This is a genomic window from Streptomyces bathyalis, from assembly GCF_015910445.1.
GTDB lineage: Bacteria > Actinomycetota > Actinomycetes > Streptomycetales > Streptomycetaceae > Streptomyces > Streptomyces bathyalis.
Window position 1 is genome coordinate 2,032,362 of sequence record NZ_CP048882.1, and the last position, 17,360, is coordinate 2,049,721.

Here is a 17,360-nt window from a genome sequence, read left to right on the forward strand (position 1 = left end):
GGCACACCGGCCCGCAGGGTTACGGGAGCGCGTGAGTCCGCTTCACTTCTTGGGCGAGATCCTCGCGACAGCCCGGTCGTCGCCGATCGACGTGAACTCGATGACGAGCCGGTTGATCTCGATCTTGCCCTTGCTCTTGCCCAGGTTGCCGCTGCAGGAGCCGTTCGTGCAGCTCGTGGAGGAGTTCTGGGCACCCCGGGCCGACGTGGAGACCCGTCCGCCGCTGAAGCCCGCCGTCCACGTGATCACGTGATCCTCGATCTTCTGGACGGTGAACTTGTCGACGCCGTAGGAGGACGGGGGTTGGATCTCATCCCCCTTGGACAGTTCGACCTCGCAGTCACCGTCGGAGCAGGCCTTGGTGTCCGTGCCGTCGGCGGCCTTCGGCAGCGTGGAGGACGCCGAGGGCTCGGCGCCGGCGGAAGGCTTGTCCTTCGTCTTCGGTGAGGGTGATGAACCGCCCTTGGCGTCCGGCGGACTGCTCGGTGCCGCGTCGGCCCCGCCCTCGCCGCCGTCCGCACCCGCGCATCCGGTGAGCCCTGTGAGCAGGGCGAGTATCAGCAGCGGCGCACAGAGCGCCGCCTTCCCGTGGGGTCCGCGACCCAGCACGCCGATCATGTTTCCCCCGCGATCGCCGGCGGGCGGCGGTCTGCCGCCCGGCTTCCTTGTCCGCCGCACGGTAGCACCGATCAGGCGAGCGGCTGACGAGCCGTCAGCCGCCGACGATCCGCATCTCGAACCAAGTGGTCTTACCGCGGGGCAGCAGGTCGACTCCCCAGCGGCCGGAGAGGGTGTCCACGAGGAAGAGACCCCGTCCGCTGGTGTCCAGGTCCTGCACGGGCAGCAGACACGGCAGACCGCGGGACGGGTCGCGCACCTCGACGCGGATCCAGCCGCGGCGGCGCATCATCCGCAGCCCGAAGACGAGAGCCCCGGTGTGGCGCACGGCGTTGCCGACGAGCTCGGAGACGAGCAGCACGGCGTCGTCGGTGAGGGGCCCGGGCAGCGACCAGTGCGACTCGAGGACGGTACGGGCGAGATCGCGGGCGCATCTGGCCGACTCGGGACGGTTCGGCAGGCGCACCTCATCGATCGTCGGGTCACCGACGAGATCGAGAGCAGCGCCGGAGAGGCTGTCGCTCGTCGGTTCACCCGGGACTTCTGGCATCCGCTCGCTCACGTTCGCCACTTCTCCCTGTCCCGCCATGGCAACCATGATGGCCGGAGCAGGGCAGTTGTGGGGCCGTTCAACCAATTCCCAGTTTCCGGAACAACTCCCTCCGCACGCCGGGCTGTTGGGCGCACACCGGTGGACGGTCGGACAAGGGCGGCTCCGACCTGGCATGACCTGCGGTAACCCATCGATCGCCACGTAACGGGAGGGAATTGCGAGGCGCCCGGCCGATTCGGTCCCGTTCCCCCACAAGGTGGGGCGCACAGGAGCCGCGCTGCGCGCCACCCCCAGCCACCCCACCCCGGTACGGGAGATTCCACGTGATGCCGGGTCAGGAAGCGGCACTCCCGGCCGCTCGTCCGCTCAGCCGAACTCGGCCTTCCCCGGTCCCTCCTCGACGAAGCTGCGCATGCCCGTGGCCCGGTCCTCCGTCGCGAACAGGCCCGCGAACCAGTTGCGTTCGACGGCGAGCCCCGAGTCGATGTCCGTCTCCAGGCCGACGTCGACGGACTCCTTCGCGGCACGCAGCGCGATCGCCGGGCCCTTGGCGAGCTGCGCCGCCCACGCCCGCGCCTGCTCGTAGACCTCCTCGTCCGGCACGACCCGGTCCACGAGCCCGATCTCCAGCGCCTCGGGCGCCTTGACCTGCCGGCCGGTGAAGATGAGGTCCTTGGCCTTCGCCGGGCCGACGAGCCGCGCCAGCCGCTGCGTCCCGCCCGCTCCCGGAATCAGCCCGAGCAGGATCTCCGGCTGCCCGAGCTTGGCGCGCTCCCCCGCGATGCGGATGTCCGCGCAGAGCGCCAACTCGCAGCCGCCGCCGAGCGCGTAGCCGGTGACGGCCGCGACCACGGGCTTGGGGATGCGGGCCACCGCGGTGAAGGAGTCCTGCAGCGCCTTGCAGCGCTTCACCATGGCCGTGTGGTCCATGGCCTGCATCTCCTTGATGTCCGCTCCCGCGGCGAAGACCTTCTCACCGCCGTAGATCACGACGGCGCGCACGTCGTCGCGTGCGGTCGCCTCCTCGGCGAGTTCACGCAGCCGGTCCTGGGTGGCGACGTCCAGCGCGTTCATCGGGGGACGGTCGAGGCGCAGCGTGCCCACGCCTTCGGCGACTTCGAGATTCACAGTCATGGGGGAAGGTTAACGGCCGTTACGCGCGAGGCCGATGGTGCGGCCGTGCCCGGCCGCACCATCGCAATTCCCGGACCGCTTGCGCGAGGAAGCGGACCTACTTCTGCGGGGCCTTCCACTCGTCCCAGTCCATGTTCCAGCCGTTGAGGCCGTTGTCCGGCTGGATGGTCTTGTCCTTGGAGTTCTTGATCTCCACGACGTCGCCGATCATCGACTCCTTGAAGAACCAGGCTCCCGGCGTGGACTTGTCGTCGCCGCCCTTCTTGTCGAAGAGCCCGACGCAGCCGTGGCTCGCGTTCACCGAGCCGAACTGCCCCTGATTGAGCCAGTAGTTGCCGTGGATGAAGGTCCCGGAGGTGGACAGGCGCATCGCGTGCGGCACGTCCTTGATGTCGTACCCGCCGGCTTCCTCCTTGCGCCCGAAGCCCACGGTCCGGCCGTCCATCCGCGTCACCTTGTGGCGCTCGCTTATCACCATGCGGCCGTTGTACGTGGGGTTCTCGGGGCTGCCGGAGCTGATGTCGATCGTCCTGAGCTTCTCGCCGTCGCGGGTCACCTTCATCTTCTTCGACTTGGCGTCGACGACGCTGACCTGGCTCCGGCCGATGGTGAAGTTCACGGACTTGTCCTGCTCGCCGTAGACACCGTCGTAGCCCTCGACGCCGTCGAGATCCAGATCGAGTTCGACCTTCGTGCCGGCCTTCCAGTATTCCTCGGGGCGGAAGTCCAGGCGGTTGTTCCCGAACCAGTGGCCTTCGACGTCGGCCTCGGGGTCCGCGGTGACGGAGATCGCCTTCTCGACGGCCTCCCGGTCCTTGATCGCGTGGTTGAAGTTGATCGAGACCGGCATTCCGACGCCGACCTTGTCGCCGTCCTCAGGGGTGAAGCGGCCTATGAAGGTGCTGTCGGGGGTCAGCGTGGTGAACTTGGCCCGCTCGGTGGCCTTGCGGCCCTCGGAGTCCTTGGCGTGGGCCTCGACCGTGTACTTCGTCTTCGTCGTCAGGTGCTTCGCGGGGGCCCAGCTCTTGCCGCCCTTGGCGATCTTCCCCTCGACGGCCTTGCCGTCCTCGTCCTTGACGTCCACCTTGACGAGCTGGCCCTTGGCCGCGGTGACCTTGAGGGCGTCCTGCGTTCCGACGCCGTCCGCGCCGTTCTTGGGTGATATCTCGACGACGGCCCGGGACTTCTTCGACTTCTCGCCCCCCGCTCCCTCGTCGCCGACTCCCCCGCCGGCGCCGCCGCAGGTCGTCAGCGTCAGCAGCAGCACCACCGCGAGCACGACCAGGCCCACGGCGGACCCGCCTATGACCTGCGTCCTGGTGTCCCCCCGTATCGCCTCCGGGCTGAACTTCGCCTTCGCATCCCTGGCGACGGTCTTCAGATCCACAGCGGGCTACTCCCCTCGCACGGCTGCCTACACCATCGTGAGGGTCCCGAACGGAAAACACGACAGTGCAGGCGCTAGATAATCACACCGAGATGGAGAAGGAATCCCCGAAACTGTCACCGTTCCGTCGCGATTTCCCCCGGGCGATCCGGGCACCGGACGGGCCGTCCGGCGGGGCCTACGAGGGACTTCAGGTCAGGGCCGATCCGGCCGTCCACGCGGACCAGGGCATGTTCCATCCACTGAGGCCGTTGTCGGGCGCGACCACGCGCTCTCCGGAGTTCCTCACGGTGACCACGTCACCGATCAGGGAGTTGCGGAAGAACGTACCGGCCGGGCTGAACGGGTCGCCGCCCTTCTTGTCCCGCAACCCGATGCATCCGTGGCTGACATTCTCCCTGCCGAACGTCCGCTTGGGCGCCCAGTAGTTGCCGTGCAGGAAGGTGCCGCTCTCCGTCAGGCGCATCGCGTGCGGCACGTCGTCGATGTCGTACTCGCCGCCGAAGCCGACGGTCCTCGCGTTCATGCGGGTCACCTCGAACTTCTCGCTGACGACCATGTCCCCCGTGTACGTGGGGTTCTTCTCCGACCCCGTCGTGACGGGCACCTGGCTGACGATCTCGCCGTTCTGCCTGACCGTCATCGTGTGGCTGCGGGCGTCCACCACGCTGTGCTGGTCCCGGCCGACCGTGAAGTGGACGCGCTTGCTCTGCACCCCGTACACGTCCGGAGCGCCGCGCACACCGCGCAGCCGCAGATCCAGCGTGACGCGCGTGCCCGGCACCCAGCGCTCCTCGGGCCGGAAGTCCAGACGGGTGGCGCCGAACCAGTGCGGCGCCACCTTCACCTGCGGGCTCGCGGAGACGCGGATGCCGCGCTCGACGGCCTCGCGGTCGGTGATCGGACGGTTGAACCTGATCGAGAGGATCATCCCGGTGCCCACCGTCTGCCGGTGCTCGGGCGTGAAGAAGCCGATGAAGCGCCGCGGCTGGGCCTTCGTGGTGAAGGTGGTGTGCCGCGCTGCCCGCCGCCCCTCGTCGTCCAGTGCGGAGACGTCGACCCGGTACTTGCTGCCGAGCACGAGTTCACGTGCCTGCTCGGCGGGCCGCCAGGTGCGCCCGTCGGGCGAGATGCTGCCCGGGACCTCCCGCCCCGCGCCCCGGCTCCTTCGGGTGACTTGCACCTTCTCCAGCCGGCCCTCCGTCGCCGTCACCCGCAGCGGGCTGCCGGCCGTCACATCCCTCGCGCCGTCCCGAGGCGTCACCTCGATCAGCTGCGCGGGAGTCTGCGGTTCGACCAACGCGCCGCAGCCCGACAGCAGCGCGCCCATCACGCACAGCACCGCCAGTGAGCACTTCAGCGCGCTGTTCCTCATCAGCAGACCCTTCCAGCCCGAGTGTTCCGTCCGCCCCGCCCGATCCATGTCCGCACTCCCCGTGAAGCTCATCCGTACGGGGACCAACGACCCGCTGCCGGAGGGGATACGAGTCGGTCACGCACGGTGTTCGAGTTGTCCCGTAGAGGAAGCATCGCGGGCGGACCACCGACGTGCGAGCACCGACTCGGCGGGAAAAAAGCAGATGAAGGGTGCAACCATCCCGCCGTAGTCTCAGGCCGGTGACGACCGGGACGGGGACGACCAGCGGGACGGCCGGCAACACGACCGGCAGCGGCGCCGGAACGACGGCCGGGAGGACGGACGGAGAGGCGGCGGCCGTACGCAGCCGTTCGGCGGTGCGTTCGCTGCTCCGGCTGTGGCCGTACGTACGGCCGGTGCGGGCGCGGATGTTCGGCGCCGCCTTCGTTGCCGTTCTCGCCTCGTGCACCGGTCTGGTCATCCCGCTCGTGCTGAAGTGGATCGTCGACGGGCCCGTGGCCGAGCGTGACACCGCCGGCGTGTGGACGGGCGGTGCGCTGCTGCTGGGCATCGGAGTACTCGAGGCCGGACTGTTCGCGCTGCGGCGGTGGCTGAGCGCCCGCCCCCTGGCGGGGGTGGAGGCGGCCATGCGCGCCGACATCTACAGGCATCTGCAGCGCCTGCCGGTCTCCTTCCACGACCGCTGGCCCAGCGGCCAGTTGCTCTCGCGTGCGACGACCGACCTCGAACTTCTGCGCAGGTTCCTCTCCTTCGGCGTGACGTTCCTGCTCGTCAACGCGGTGACGGTGATGGTCGGTTGCGTCATCCTGATCTCGCAGCGGTGGACGCTGGGCCTCGTGGTCCTCGGCCCCTTCGTGCCGCTCGTCTGGCTGTGCGCGGTGTTCGAGTACCGCTACTCGCACGCCGCGCGCCGGGCGCAGGACCAGATCGGTGACCTGACGACGCTCGTCGAGGAGGCGGTCCTCGGGATCCGTGTCATCAAGGGGTTCGGGCGGCACCGCAGCCAGGCCCGCGCGTTCCGCGCACTCTCGGAACGGCTGCTCGGCACGGAGCTGGAGAAGGCGGGGCTGCTGGCCCGCATCTGGGCGGTGATCATGCTGCTGCCGGAGCTCGCCATCGGGGCGGCACTTGTGCTCGGCACCCTTCAGGTGGCCCATGGCGAGCTCTCCGCCGGCACACTCGTCGCGTTCCTGTCCACGGCGCTGGCTCTGCGGTGGCCCGTGGAGTCGACCGGGTTCCTGCTCGCGCTGAGCAACGAGTCGGCGACGGCGACCGACCGGTTCTTCGAGGTCCTCGACGAGCCGCAGCCCGCGGACGTGCTCAGCAGGACCGGTCCGGAGCCCGGCCCCCGGGGCAGCCCAGCACGCGCGGGCGGGCCAACGCCCGCCGGCGGACTGCGTTTCAGCGGCGTCGTCTTCCGCTACCCCGACGCGCCCGAAGATGCACCGCCCGTACTGGACGGGGTCGATCTGCACGTGCGCCCCGGCGAGACGATGGCCCTCGTCGGCGCGACGGGAAGCGGCAAGACGACCCTGACGGCGCTCGTGCCGCGTCTGCACGAGGTGACGGCCGGTCACATCACCCTGGACGGCGAGGACATCGGCACCCTCCGCCGCGCCGAGCTGCGCTCACGGGTCGCCGTGGCCTTCGAAGAGCCGACGCTCTTCTCCGCGACCGTCGCGGAGAACGTGCTGATGGGCGCGGACGACCCGGCCCACGCCGCGATGCCCCTGCCCCGGTCGCGATCCGGCGCCGAAGCCACCAGGGACGGCGCTCCCGGCCCTCCCGCACCGGAGTCCGGCCCCCTGAAGCACGGCGCACCGCCGCCGCAGCCGGAACACGCCGCGCCCGAGCACCGTGCGGACGAGCGGTCCGGGCTCGACCGTGCGCTGCGCGTCGCGCAGGCGGACGGCTTCGTCGGCGCCCTGCCGCACGGCTCCGGGACCCAGGTCGGCGAACAGGGGCTGAGCCTGTCCGGCGGGCAGCGGCAGCGTCTCGCCCTGGCGCGCGCCGTGGTGGGCCGGCCTTCCTTCCTCGTACTGGACGATCCGCTCTCCGCCCTCGATGTGCACACGGAGGCCGCCGTCGAGGCCGCCCTGCGCGAGGTGCTGGCCTCGACCACCGCGCTCGTCGTCGCACACCGGCCCTCGACGGTGCTGCTGGCGGACCGCGTGGCGCTGCTGTCGGGCGGACGCATCGCGGCCGTCGGCACGCATCACGAACTGCTCAGGAGCAGCGCCGAGTACCGCCGCCTGATGTCCGGCGAGAGCAACGAGCCTGAGGAGGAGCGGAGTTGACCAGCACCGCCGAAACGGCAGCCGCCACGCCCGGCACCGCGGAGGAACCCGGGCCCGAACAGCCGCCCGCACCCGACCCGTTCGACCGGGACGTCCTGCCCGCGCCGCCTCACGCCGCACGCACGCTGCTCGGCTCGCTGCTGCGCCCGCACAAGCCGCGCGTCGCCGGCGCGGCCCTGCTGCTGCTCCTCCAGCAGGCGGCGGTGCAGGCGGGCCCGCTCCTCGTGGCCTTCGCGATCGACCACGCGGTCCCGGCGCTGCGGGGCGAGGGCGATGGGGGCGGCGGTCAGGGGCTGCTCGTCGCGGTCGGGCTCGCCTACCTGCTCTGCGCACTCGCCTCCGGCGGGCTCCAGTACGCCTTCATCGTCGCCGCCGCCCGCATCAACCAGCGTGTGCTGCTGGAGCTGCGCGGGCGGATCTACCGGCACGCACAGGCACTCGACGTCGACTTCCACGACCCCTACACCTCCGGACGCCTGATCTCCCGCTCCACGACGGACGTCGGCTCGCTGCGCGAACTGCTCGACGAGGGGCTGCAGGAACTGCTGGCCGTCATCGTCTCCGTCGTCTACATCGTCCTGACGCTTCTCTGGCTGGATCCCGGTCTCGGCGCCGCGGCGCTGGGCAGCTTCGTCCCGCTGGCGCTGCTGGTGCAGAACTTCCGGCAGCGCTCCGCGCGCGTCTACCGCAGCCGCTCCACGGCGATGGCGGCGGTGATCGTGAAGTTCACCGAGACCGTCGGCGGAATCCGTGCCGTGCAGACCTTCCGCCGCGAGCGCGCGAACGACGAGGAGTTCGCGCGGCTCAACGGACGTCATCTGAAGATGAACGGCGACTCCCTGCTTGAGATGGCGCGTTACGTCGTCACCTCGCGGCTCACCGCGAACACCGCCGTCGCGGTCATCGTGCTGTGGGGCGCCTACCGCGTAGCGGCCGGGGATCTCGCGCTCGGCGTGCTGGCCGCCGCCGCGCTCTATCTGCGCAGGCTGTACGAGCCGATCGACCACCTCGGGATGTTCCTCAACTCCTACCAGTCGGCGGCGGCTTCGCTGGAGAAGATCGCGGGTCTCCTCGCCCAGCGCCCGTCCGTTCCGGAGCCGGGCTCGCCGCAGGCCCTTCCGCCGCGTGCCGACGGCCGTGCCGGCCGCGAAGTCGTCTTCGACTCCGTCTCGTTCGGCTACCGCACGGGCGGCGAGGTGCTGCCGCCCTTCGGGCTGACGCTCCACTCGGGGCGCACGGTGGCGCTGGTGGGTGCCACCGGGGCGGGCAAGTCCACGCTCGTGAAGCTGCTGGCCCGCTTCTACGACCCCACGCGCGGCCGGGTGCTGCTCGACGGCGTGGACCTGCGCGACGTGGAGGGCGCCGAACTGCGGCGCAGCGTCGTCACGGTCACGCAGGAGGCGTTTCTCTTCTCCGGCACGGTCGCGGAGAACATCGCCATCGGCCGGCCGGACGCGACCCATGCGGAGATCGAGAATGCCGCGAAGGCCCTGGGCGCGCACGACTTCATCAGCGAGCTCCCCGAGGGCTACGACACGGACGTACGCAAGCGGGGTGGCCGGATCTCGGCGGGGCAGCGGCAACTCGTGGCCTTCGCCCGGGCCCTGCTCGCTGATCCGGCCGTGCTGATCCTGGACGAGGCGACTTCATCTCTGGACATTCCGGGCGAACAGGCCGTGCAGCAGGCGATGATGACGGTGCTTCGGGGACGCACGGCGGTGGTCATCGCCCACCGGCTCTCGACGGTCGAGATCGCGGACCGGGTGCTCGTGATGGAGGACGGCCGGCTGGTGGAGGACGGCACTCCGGCCCAACTGATCGCCGGCGAGGGAAGATTCGCGGGTCTTCACAGCGCCTGGCGCGACAGTCTGGTCCAGGCACCCGTACCCCACCGTGACCAGCGGTGAAGCCCAACCACACCCGTATCAGCGTCCGTTATCCGGTGAATCGATGGTCAACAACGAACAAAGTCTGGTCAACCTGTGAACGCTGTCTGCCGGAAGCGGTGACATCTGCACGTACTCGACAGTAGTGTGACCGGCAGTCGTGTTTTCGCACAGTGCACGACTATTCGCATTCCAGTTCCAAGGTTCTGCCCGGGCAGCCGCAGATCGCAGCCGCCCGGCCCCCACGGCAGAAGGAGCCACCGAGTGAGAACCCTCAGCAAGAAACAGCGGATATCCGCTCTTGCAGCCAGCGCCGCGCTCATCGTGGCGGGCATCACCGCCGGCACGGCGACGGCCGGCCCCGCGGACGACGCGTCGGCCATGAAGATGGGCGCCAAGGCCGCCAGCCTGACGGCGGTCCAGAAGACCCAGCTCATCAAGAAGGCCGACTCCACCGCGGCCAAGGCCGCGGACGCCAAGGCCCTGGGCCTCGGCTCCGGCGAGAAGCTTCAGGTCAAGGACGTCATCAAGAACCGTGACGGCGCGACCCACGTCCGCTACGAGCGGACGCTGGACGGCATGCCCGTCCTCGGCGGCGACCTGGTCGTGCACAAGTCCAAGTCGGGCAAGCAGACCGGCGTCACCAAGGGCACGAAGGCCGACATCTCCGCCGTCTCGACGAAGGGGATCAGCGCCGCCGAGAAGCCCGCCACGCCGAAGGCCGAGGGCAGCAAGGCGCCGCGCAAGGTCGTCTACGCGATGCACGGCAAGCCGGTCGTGGCCTGGGAGACCGTCAAGGGCGGCACCCAGAAGTCCGGCGCGCCGAGCCAGCTGCACGTCATCACCGACGCCAAGAGCGGCAAGAAGCTCTCCGAGTACCAGGCCATCCAGGAAGCGGACGGCACCGGCGCCAGCATGTACAGCGGTGAGGTCAAGCTCACCACCGGCGGCTCCGACGGCAAGTTCACGCTGAGCGACGAGAGCCGTGGCGGCAGCAAGACCACGAACCTCGAGAACGGCGAGAGCGGTGACGGCAAGGACTTCACCGACGAGGACAACAAGTGGGGCACCGGCAAGCCCGAGGACGCCCAGACCGCTGCTGTCGACGCCCACTACGGCGCCATGCAGACCTGGGACTTCTACAAGGACGTCTTCAAGCGCGAAGGCATCGCCGGTGACGGCAAGGGTGCGCCCAGCCGCGTCCACTACGGCGACAACTACGTCAACGCCTTCTGGGACGACAGCTGCTTCTGCATGACCTACGGCGACGGTGAGGGCAACAAGGCCCCGCTCACCTCGCTCGACGTCGCGGCCCACGAGATGTCGCACGGCGTGACCTCCACGACCGCGGGTCTGGAGTACGCGGGTGAGTCCGGCGGTCTGAACGAGGCCACCTCGGACATCTTCGCCGCGGCCACCGAGTTCCACGCGCCGGAGAACAAGGAAGACGTCGCCGACTTCCTCGTCGGCGAGGAGATCGACATCAACGGCGACGGCACTCCGCTGCGTTACATGGACAAGCCGAGCAAGGACGGCAACTCCCTCGACGAGTGGAGCGACAAGGCCGGCGACGTCGACGTGCACTACTCGTCCGGCATCGCGAACCACTGGTTCTTCCTGATGTCCATGGGCAGCGGCAAGTCCGAGAAGAACGGTGTCGAGTACGACTCCCCGACCTCGGACGGCTCCAAGGTCGAGGGCATCGGCATCACCAAGGCCCAGGAGATCTGGTTCAAGGCCCTCACGGAGAACATGACCGCCAACACGGACTACAAGGCGGCCCGTGAGGCGACGGTCAAGGCCTCCAACGACCTCTTCGGTGCCGACAGCGCCGAGACCAAGGCGGTCGAGGCAGCCTGGACGGCCGTCGCGGTCAAGTGACCAAGAACGGCTAGCCCGCAGGGCCCGGCTGCAGAGCCGGGGCTGAGGGCCCCTGGCACACCCGCGGGGCGGGTGCGGTGCGCTGAACGGCGCACCGCACCCGCCCCGTCGTCGTGTTCAGACGCCGCCGTCCTGCGGTGCGGCCGCCAGGCCCAGTTCGGCTCCCGAGGCCAGCAGCGGGTGCGCGGGCAGCACACGCACCGTGTATCCGAAGGGGCCCGCGCTGCCGGGCGTGACGGTTCCCTCGTAGGTCCACCGCCCCTCCAGATCGGGGCCGCCGCTCGCCGAAGTGACGGGCTTGAGCGGCACGTTCACCGCGTCTCCGCCCGCGATGCTGTCCGCACCGTCCAGACGTCCGGCCACCGCCTGCACCTCGACGTCCTCGGGGGACAGCGAGCCGAGGGCGACCCGGGCGCGCAGCGTCAGGCAGGTGCCGAGGGCCAGGCCGTCGTCCGGTCCGTGCTCTCCTTCCGCGGGCTCGTGTCCCTCCTGCCACTCCCTGCGGCCGGCCCCCTCCTGCCCGTCGTGCCGCTCGTGCTCGACGGGGCCGACGGCGACGGACGGCCACTGCTCCCGCACCCGCGCCTTCCAGGCGGCCAGTTCGCGTGCGGGCTGCGGAGCCAGCTCGCGATGGGCGCGTGCGGCCGGTGCGTACAGCCGCTGGACGTACTCGCGCACCATCCGCTCCGCCTGCACCTTCGGTCCGAGCCGCGCGAGGGTCCTGCGCACCATCCCGACCCAGCGCGTCGGCACGGCCTCGCCCGCGACCCCGGAACCGCCGCTGCCGCCCCTGTCGTAGAAGCAGGGCGCGACGTGCTCCTCGATGAGTCCGTACAGCGCTGCGGCCTCGATTCCGTCCCGGCGGTCCTCGTCGGCGGCGGCCTCGCCGTCCGCGCTCGGCACCGCCCAGCCGAAGTCCGCGTCGAACCACTCCTCCCACCAGCCGTCCCGCACCGAGAGGTTGAGAGCACCGTTGAGTGCGGCCTTCATGCCGCTGGTGCCGCACGCCTCGAGGGGCTTCAGCGGGTTGTTCAGCCATACGTCGCAGCCGGGGTAGAGCGCCTGGGCCATGTCCATCCCGTAGTCGGGGAGGAAGACGATGCGGTGACGCACCCGCGGATCGTCGGCGAACCGCACCAGCTCCTGGATCAGCTCCTTGCCCCCGTCGTCCGCCGGGTGCGCCTTGCCCGCCACCACGATCTGCACGGGCCGTTCGGGGTGCAGCAGCAGACCGGTGAGCCGCTCGCGGTCGCGCAGCATGAGGGTGAGCCGCTTGTACGACGGCACTCGCCGCGCGAAGCCGATCGTCAGCACGTCCGGGTCGAACACCCCGTCCGTCCAGCCGAGTTCGGCGTCGGCGGCACCGCGCTCACGCCACGACGCACGCAACCGTGCCCGTACGTCGTGCACGAGCTGTTCGCGCAGCCGGCGGCGCAGCGCCCACAGCTCGCCGTCCGGCAGCGAGGCGGCGTCGGCGGGCACCTCGGGCGAACGCCAGGTGGGCGCGTGCACTCCGTTGGTGACCGAGGTGATGGGCACCTCGGCCGGGTCGAACCCGGGCCACAGTCCCGCGAACATCGCGCGGCTGACCTCGCCGTGCAGGGTGCTGACGCCGTTCGCGCGCTGGGCCAGACGCAGGCCCATCACCGCCATGTTGAACAGACCGGGGTCACCGCCGGGATAACTCTCCGCGCCGAGCCGCAGCACGTCGTCGGCGGCGACGCCGTCCAGTTCGCCGTCCTCGCCGAAGTGGGCCGCGACCAGACCGGTCTCGAAGCGGTCGATACCGGCGGGGACAGGAGTGTGCGTGGTGAAGAGATTGCCCGCCCGCACGGACTCCAGCGCCGCGTCGAACTCCAGCCCCTGCTCCCCCAGTTCGCGGATGCGCTCCAGGCCGAGGAAACCGGCGTGGCCCTCGTTGGTGTGGAAGACCTCCGGTGCCGGGTGGCCTGTGCGCCGGCAGTATGCGCGCACGGCACGCACGCCGCCGATGCCGAGCAGCATCTCCTGGAGCAGCCGGTGCTCGCCCCCGCCTCCGTAGAGGCGGTCGGTGACCTCGCGCTCGGACGGCGCGTTCGCCCCGACCATGGAGTCGAGCAGCAGCAGCGGCACGCGTCCCACCCGTGCCTGCCACACGTGTGCGCGCAGCGACCGGCCGCCGGGCAGCCGCAGCTCGATGCGTACGGGCAGGCCGTCCTCCTCGCGCAGCAGCCGCAGCGGCAGCTCCGCCGGGTCGAGTGCCGGATAGTGCTCCTGCTGACGGCCGTCGTGGGAGAGGCTCTGCCGGAAGTAGCCCTGGCGGTAGAGGAGTCCCACGCCGATCAGCGGCACCCCCAGGTCGCCCGCGGCCTTGAGATGGTCCCCGGCGAGGATGCCGAGGCCGCCGGAGTACTGCGGCAGACCTCCGGTGATTCCGAACTCCGGCGAGAAGTACGCGACGGCCCGCGGAAGATCACCGGAGGCGGCCTCCTGCTGGAACCAGCGCGGCTCGTTCAAGGCGTCGTGCAGATCGCCGGCGGCGACGGCGAGCCTCCGCAGAAAGGCTCCGTCGGAGGAGAGCCGCGCGAGCTTGGAGGGCGTCAGTGCGCAGAGCATGCGCAGCGGGTCGCCGCCCGCGAGCCGCCAGGCTTCCGGGTCCAGTTCGCTGAAGAAGCGGCGGGTCGGGGGATGCCAGGACCAGCGCAGGTTGTGCGCCAGTTCGCTGAGGGGGCGGAGGGGTTCGGGAAGTACGGGATGAACGGAGAAACGACGAATGGCCTTCACCCCTCGACCGTAACGGGGCATACACACCCATCACGGCAATGATCCATTTCACGCGGGATGTCCACCCTGACGCGGCGCGCCCACCGCGCCGGAGGCCCGCCGCACAGCCCGGATCCGCACCGGGTGAGGTGCCGTCAACGCACGTCCGGGGAGGCCGATTCGGCTCGGCCTCCGTCACATCCGTCACATCGTCCGGGCAATTCCGCTCGTCACAGGCCCGGGCCGGAATGCCCTGCTCCACCCTCTCGACCCAGCTCCGCCTCTCCTCCTAAGCTTCGTGGCCTCAGTACAGGGGGCACAACTTCTGCACGTCCCACCTGGGCCTCTCCACACAGGACGCGGACGTCACGGGCAGAGAGCACGGAGGTGAGCGGAGAGCAACGGTGCGGGCCGCGCGCAGCGGCCCAGGGCACGCTCGCTCCCCGTCGGGGTGAAGTGTGACGGCGCAGCACAGCGGTGGGTTCCTGACCAGCTCCCGGTACCGCCTGCGCCGCTGGATCCGTGTTCCTGTCCGGTCGCGCATTCCAGCCCCGTCCACGCAATCGGTCGCGATCCATCACACGGAAGGTTTTGCATCGTGACGGCGTATCAACACGCCCACCAGGGGGACTACGGATACGGGATGCCGACCCCGCCGCCCCAGTGCCCGGCGCACGCCTCGGACAAGGCGGTGCCGCTCAGCGGCCCCCGCTTCCACACGGACCCGTCCGGCCACTACCGCGAGATGCGGGCCGAGCACGGCCCCGTGGTGCCGGTGCTGCTGCCCGGCGACGTCCCGGCGTGGCTGGTGATCGGCTACCAGGAGATGTACCAGGTCACGTCTGACGCCAAGCTCTTCCCGCGCGACTCCGGGCTGTGGAACCAGTGGGAGAACCTGCCGGAGGACTGGCCCCTGCGACCCATGATCGGCCAGCGGCAGCCGTCCATCTACTACACGGTCGGCGCGGAGCACCAGCGCCACCTGGAGATGGTGCAGACGGCCATGCAGAACATCAGCGCGCTCGAACTCCGGAAGCACTGCGAGGAGTTGGCGGATCAGCTGCTCGACGGGTTCTCTGCGCGCGGCGAGGCGGACATCATCGCCGAGTACGCCAAGCCGCTGCCCATCCTCGTACTGGCCAGGCTGCTCGGTTTCCCCGACTCGGACGGCCCGGGCCTCATCAAGGCGATGAGTGCCCTGGCGGACGGCGGCGAGGACGCCCTCGAGGGATTCCAGTACTTCGGCGCCAAGATCCACGAGCTGGTGGCGGACAAGCAGGCGGCCGCGGGCGCCGACCTGACCTCGTGGATGCTCGCCTACCCCGAGTACTTCACGGACGAGGAGTACGCGCTGGACCTGATGGCCATCACGGCCGCCGGCCATCTGCCCACCGCCGACTGGATCGGCAACTCCATACGTCTGATGCTCACCGACGACCGCTTCGCCGCCTCCCTCACCGGGAACCGGCGCAGCATCCCCGAGGCGATGAACGAGGTGCTGTGGGAGGACACCCCCACGCAGATCCTCGCCGGACGGTGGGCGGCCTGGGACACCTGGCTCGGCGGTCAGCGAATACGCACCGGCGACATGCTGCTGCTCGGGCTCGCCGGCGCCAACGCGGACCCGAAGGTGCACGTCGACGCGGAGGGCGCCGACACGTCGCTGCGCGGAGGCAACAGCGCTCATTTCGCCTTCAGCCACGGCGAGTTCCAGTGCCCCTTCCAGGCGCAGGAGATCGCGGAGACGATCGCCCGCGTCGGGATCGAGGTGCTTCTCGACCGCCTGCCCGAGATCGACCTGGCCGTGCCGGCCGGCGCCCTGGCGCGGCGGCCCTCCGCGTTCCTGCGCGGGATGACGGCGCTGCCCGTCCGCTTCGCCCCCACGCCCCCCATCGAAGGCAAGCCATGACTGCTCCCGCGTCCCCCTCCTCCTCCGCCGGACAGGACGGGTGCCCCGTCGTCATCGACCCGATGGTGCGCGACCTGGACGGGGAGACCCGCCGTCTGCGCGACGCCGGCGCCCTCACCCGCATCGAGCTGCTCGGGGTGCCGGCCTGGTCCATCACCACTCACGCGGAGGCCAGGCGGCTTCTGACGGACCAGCGGCTGGTGAAGGACATCAACCGGTGGACGCTGTGGCGCACGGGAGTGGTCACCCACGAGTGGCCGCTGATCGGCATGATCGACGCCGGTCGCTCGATGTTCACCGTGGACGGCGCCGAGCACCGGCGGCTGCGTACGAAGACGGCGCAGGCCGTCACCCCGCGCCGCCTGGAGAACCTGCGCCCGGTGATCGAGCGCATCACCCACCGGCTGCTGGACGACCTGGAGGTGCAGGGCAAGGAGGGCGCGGTCGATCTGAAGTCGGTCTTCGCCCTTCCGCTGCCGATGTCGGTGATCAGCGAGCTCATGGGTGTGGACCCGGCGCTGCACCCCCGGCTGCACGTGCTCTACAAGGCGTTCTTCTCGATGCTGACGCCGCAGGACGAGCGGCTCGCGGTCATCGACGAACTCGACGTCATCTTCACCGACATGGTCAGGGCCCGTACCGCCGAACCGCGGGACGACCTGACCAGTGCGCTGATCCTCGCGGACGAGGGCGGAGAACCCCTCACCGAGGAAGAGGTCGTCGGCAACCTGAAGGCGATGGTCGCCGCGGGGCACGAGACGACCATCGGTCTCATCCTCAACGCCGTACGGGCACTGCTCACCCACCCCGAGCAGCTGCGCATGGTGCTCGACGGCGAGGTCGGCTGGGACGCCGTCGTCGAGGAGACGCTGCGCTGGGACACTCCGACCACGCACCTGCTGATGCGCTTCGCGACGGAGGACATCAAGGTCGGCGACGGTGTCATCCACGAGGGCGAGGGCGTCGTCATCTCCTACCGTGCGATCGGCCGGGACCCGGAGCAACACGGTCCCGACGCCGACCGGTTCGACGTCGCGAGGCCGTCGCCCAACCGTCATATGACCTTCGGTCACGGTCCGCACATCTGCCCGGGTGCGGCGCTGTCGCGGCTGGAGGCGGGGATCGCCCTGCCGGCGCTCTTCGACCGCTTCCCCGGGATCCGGTTCGCCGTGCCGGTCGAGGAGATCGTCAACCAGCCGGTGCTCACGCAGAACGACCTGCAGTCCTTCCCCGTCCATCTGCACGGGGATTGAAGGGGGCGGCCACGCCGCGTCGGGCGGACAGTCCGCCGCCCGACGCGGCCAACCCCCCTCGTGACGCGATCTCTTGGGAGCGGACGCGGGCCCGTCGGCGGGTCCGCTCACCCATCGCGCCCCGGGACGAGCCCCGGAGCGAGACCAGGGCGGCGGCCCGAGCCGGGCCCGAACGCGGCAGGGACCCGGAGCGGGATCGGTGCGGGATCGGTGCGGAGGGCCGGGCGGGTGAACGCGCGCTGCCGCCATGCACGGGGCACCGGGCCACCAGGTGAAGCAGATAGAACAGGCAGAAGATCACAAACCGTCCGCCTGTTCCATC

At 70.3% G+C, this 17,360-nt stretch carries 11 protein-coding genes; 5 read left to right on the top strand and 6 right to left on the bottom strand.

Going from position 1 to position 17,360, the window contains the following annotated elements:
• Positions 1 to 42: 42 nt before the first annotated feature.
• From G4Z16_RS08705 to G4Z16_RS08725, 5 genes are all read right to left on the bottom strand, one after another.
• Positions 43 to 609, bottom strand: a complete 567-nt coding sequence (locus G4Z16_RS08705; RefSeq protein ID WP_197350276.1) for a hypothetical protein — start codon at positions 607 to 609, stop codon at positions 43 to 45.
• A 103-nt stretch (positions 610 to 712) separates the two neighbouring features.
• Complete coding sequence (locus G4Z16_RS08710; protein WP_246531246.1) at positions 713 to 1,168, bottom strand: ATP-binding protein; 456 nt, start codon at positions 1,166 to 1,168, stop codon at positions 713 to 715.
• Positions 1,169 to 1,537: 369 nt separating this feature from the next.
• Entirely contained in the window at positions 1,538 to 2,305 is a 768-nt protein-coding gene (locus G4Z16_RS08715; protein ID WP_197350280.1) for an enoyl-CoA hydratase/isomerase family protein, read from the bottom strand.
• Between the two features lie 97 nt (positions 2,306 to 2,402).
• Positions 2,403 to 3,638 (bottom strand): L,D-transpeptidase, encoded by a 1,236-nt coding sequence (locus tag G4Z16_RS08720; protein WP_246531247.1) that lies wholly within the window; start codon positions 3,636 to 3,638, stop codon positions 2,403 to 2,405.
• Positions 3,639 to 3,882: 244 nt separating this feature from the next.
• Entirely contained in the window at positions 3,883 to 5,115 is a 1,233-nt protein-coding gene (locus G4Z16_RS08725; protein ID WP_425508062.1) for a L,D-transpeptidase, read from the bottom strand.
• Positions 5,116 to 5,477: 362 nt separating this feature from the next.
• Here G4Z16_RS08725 and G4Z16_RS08730 point away from each other — a divergent pair, with 362 nt between their 5' ends.
• From G4Z16_RS08730 to G4Z16_RS08740, 3 genes are all read left to right on the top strand, one after another.
• Positions 5,478 to 7,367 carry an ABC transporter ATP-binding protein gene (locus tag G4Z16_RS08730; RefSeq protein ID WP_246531249.1) on the top strand — a complete coding sequence of 630 codons (1,890 nt, stop codon included), beginning with the start codon at positions 5,478 to 5,480 and terminating at the stop codon, positions 7,365 to 7,367.
• On the top strand, positions 7,364 to 9,274 hold the full coding sequence (locus G4Z16_RS08735; RefSeq protein ID WP_197350282.1) for an ABC transporter ATP-binding protein: 1,911 nt from the start codon (positions 7,364 to 7,366) through the stop codon (positions 9,272 to 9,274). Before G4Z16_RS08730 ends, G4Z16_RS08735 begins: the two co-directional genes overlap by 4 nt.
• A gap of 243 nt (positions 9,275 to 9,517) precedes the next feature.
• A complete protein-coding gene (locus G4Z16_RS08740) occupies positions 9,518 to 11,134 on the top strand; it encodes a M4 family metallopeptidase (protein WP_197350283.1) in 1,617 nt (538 codons plus the stop codon).
• 117 nt (positions 11,135 to 11,251) lie between these two features.
• On the opposite strand, the gene glgP is transcribed toward G4Z16_RS08740, so the two are convergent.
• A complete protein-coding gene (glgP, locus tag G4Z16_RS08745) occupies positions 11,252 to 13,897 on the bottom strand; it encodes an alpha-glucan family phosphorylase (RefSeq protein ID WP_197350284.1) in 2,646 nt (881 codons plus the stop codon).
• 622 nt (positions 13,898 to 14,519) lie between these two features.
• Here glgP and G4Z16_RS08750 point away from each other — a divergent pair.
• Entirely contained in the window at positions 14,520 to 15,785 is a 1,266-nt protein-coding gene (locus tag G4Z16_RS08750) for a cytochrome P450 (protein WP_197354262.1), read from the top strand.
• Positions 15,782 to 17,038 carry a cytochrome P450 family protein gene (locus tag G4Z16_RS08755; RefSeq protein ID WP_197350285.1) on the top strand — a complete coding sequence of 419 codons (1,257 nt, stop codon included), beginning with the start codon at positions 15,782 to 15,784 and terminating at the stop codon, positions 17,036 to 17,038. Before G4Z16_RS08750 ends, G4Z16_RS08755 begins: the two co-directional genes overlap by 4 nt.
• The last annotated feature ends 322 nt before the right edge of the window (positions 17,039 to 17,360 follow it).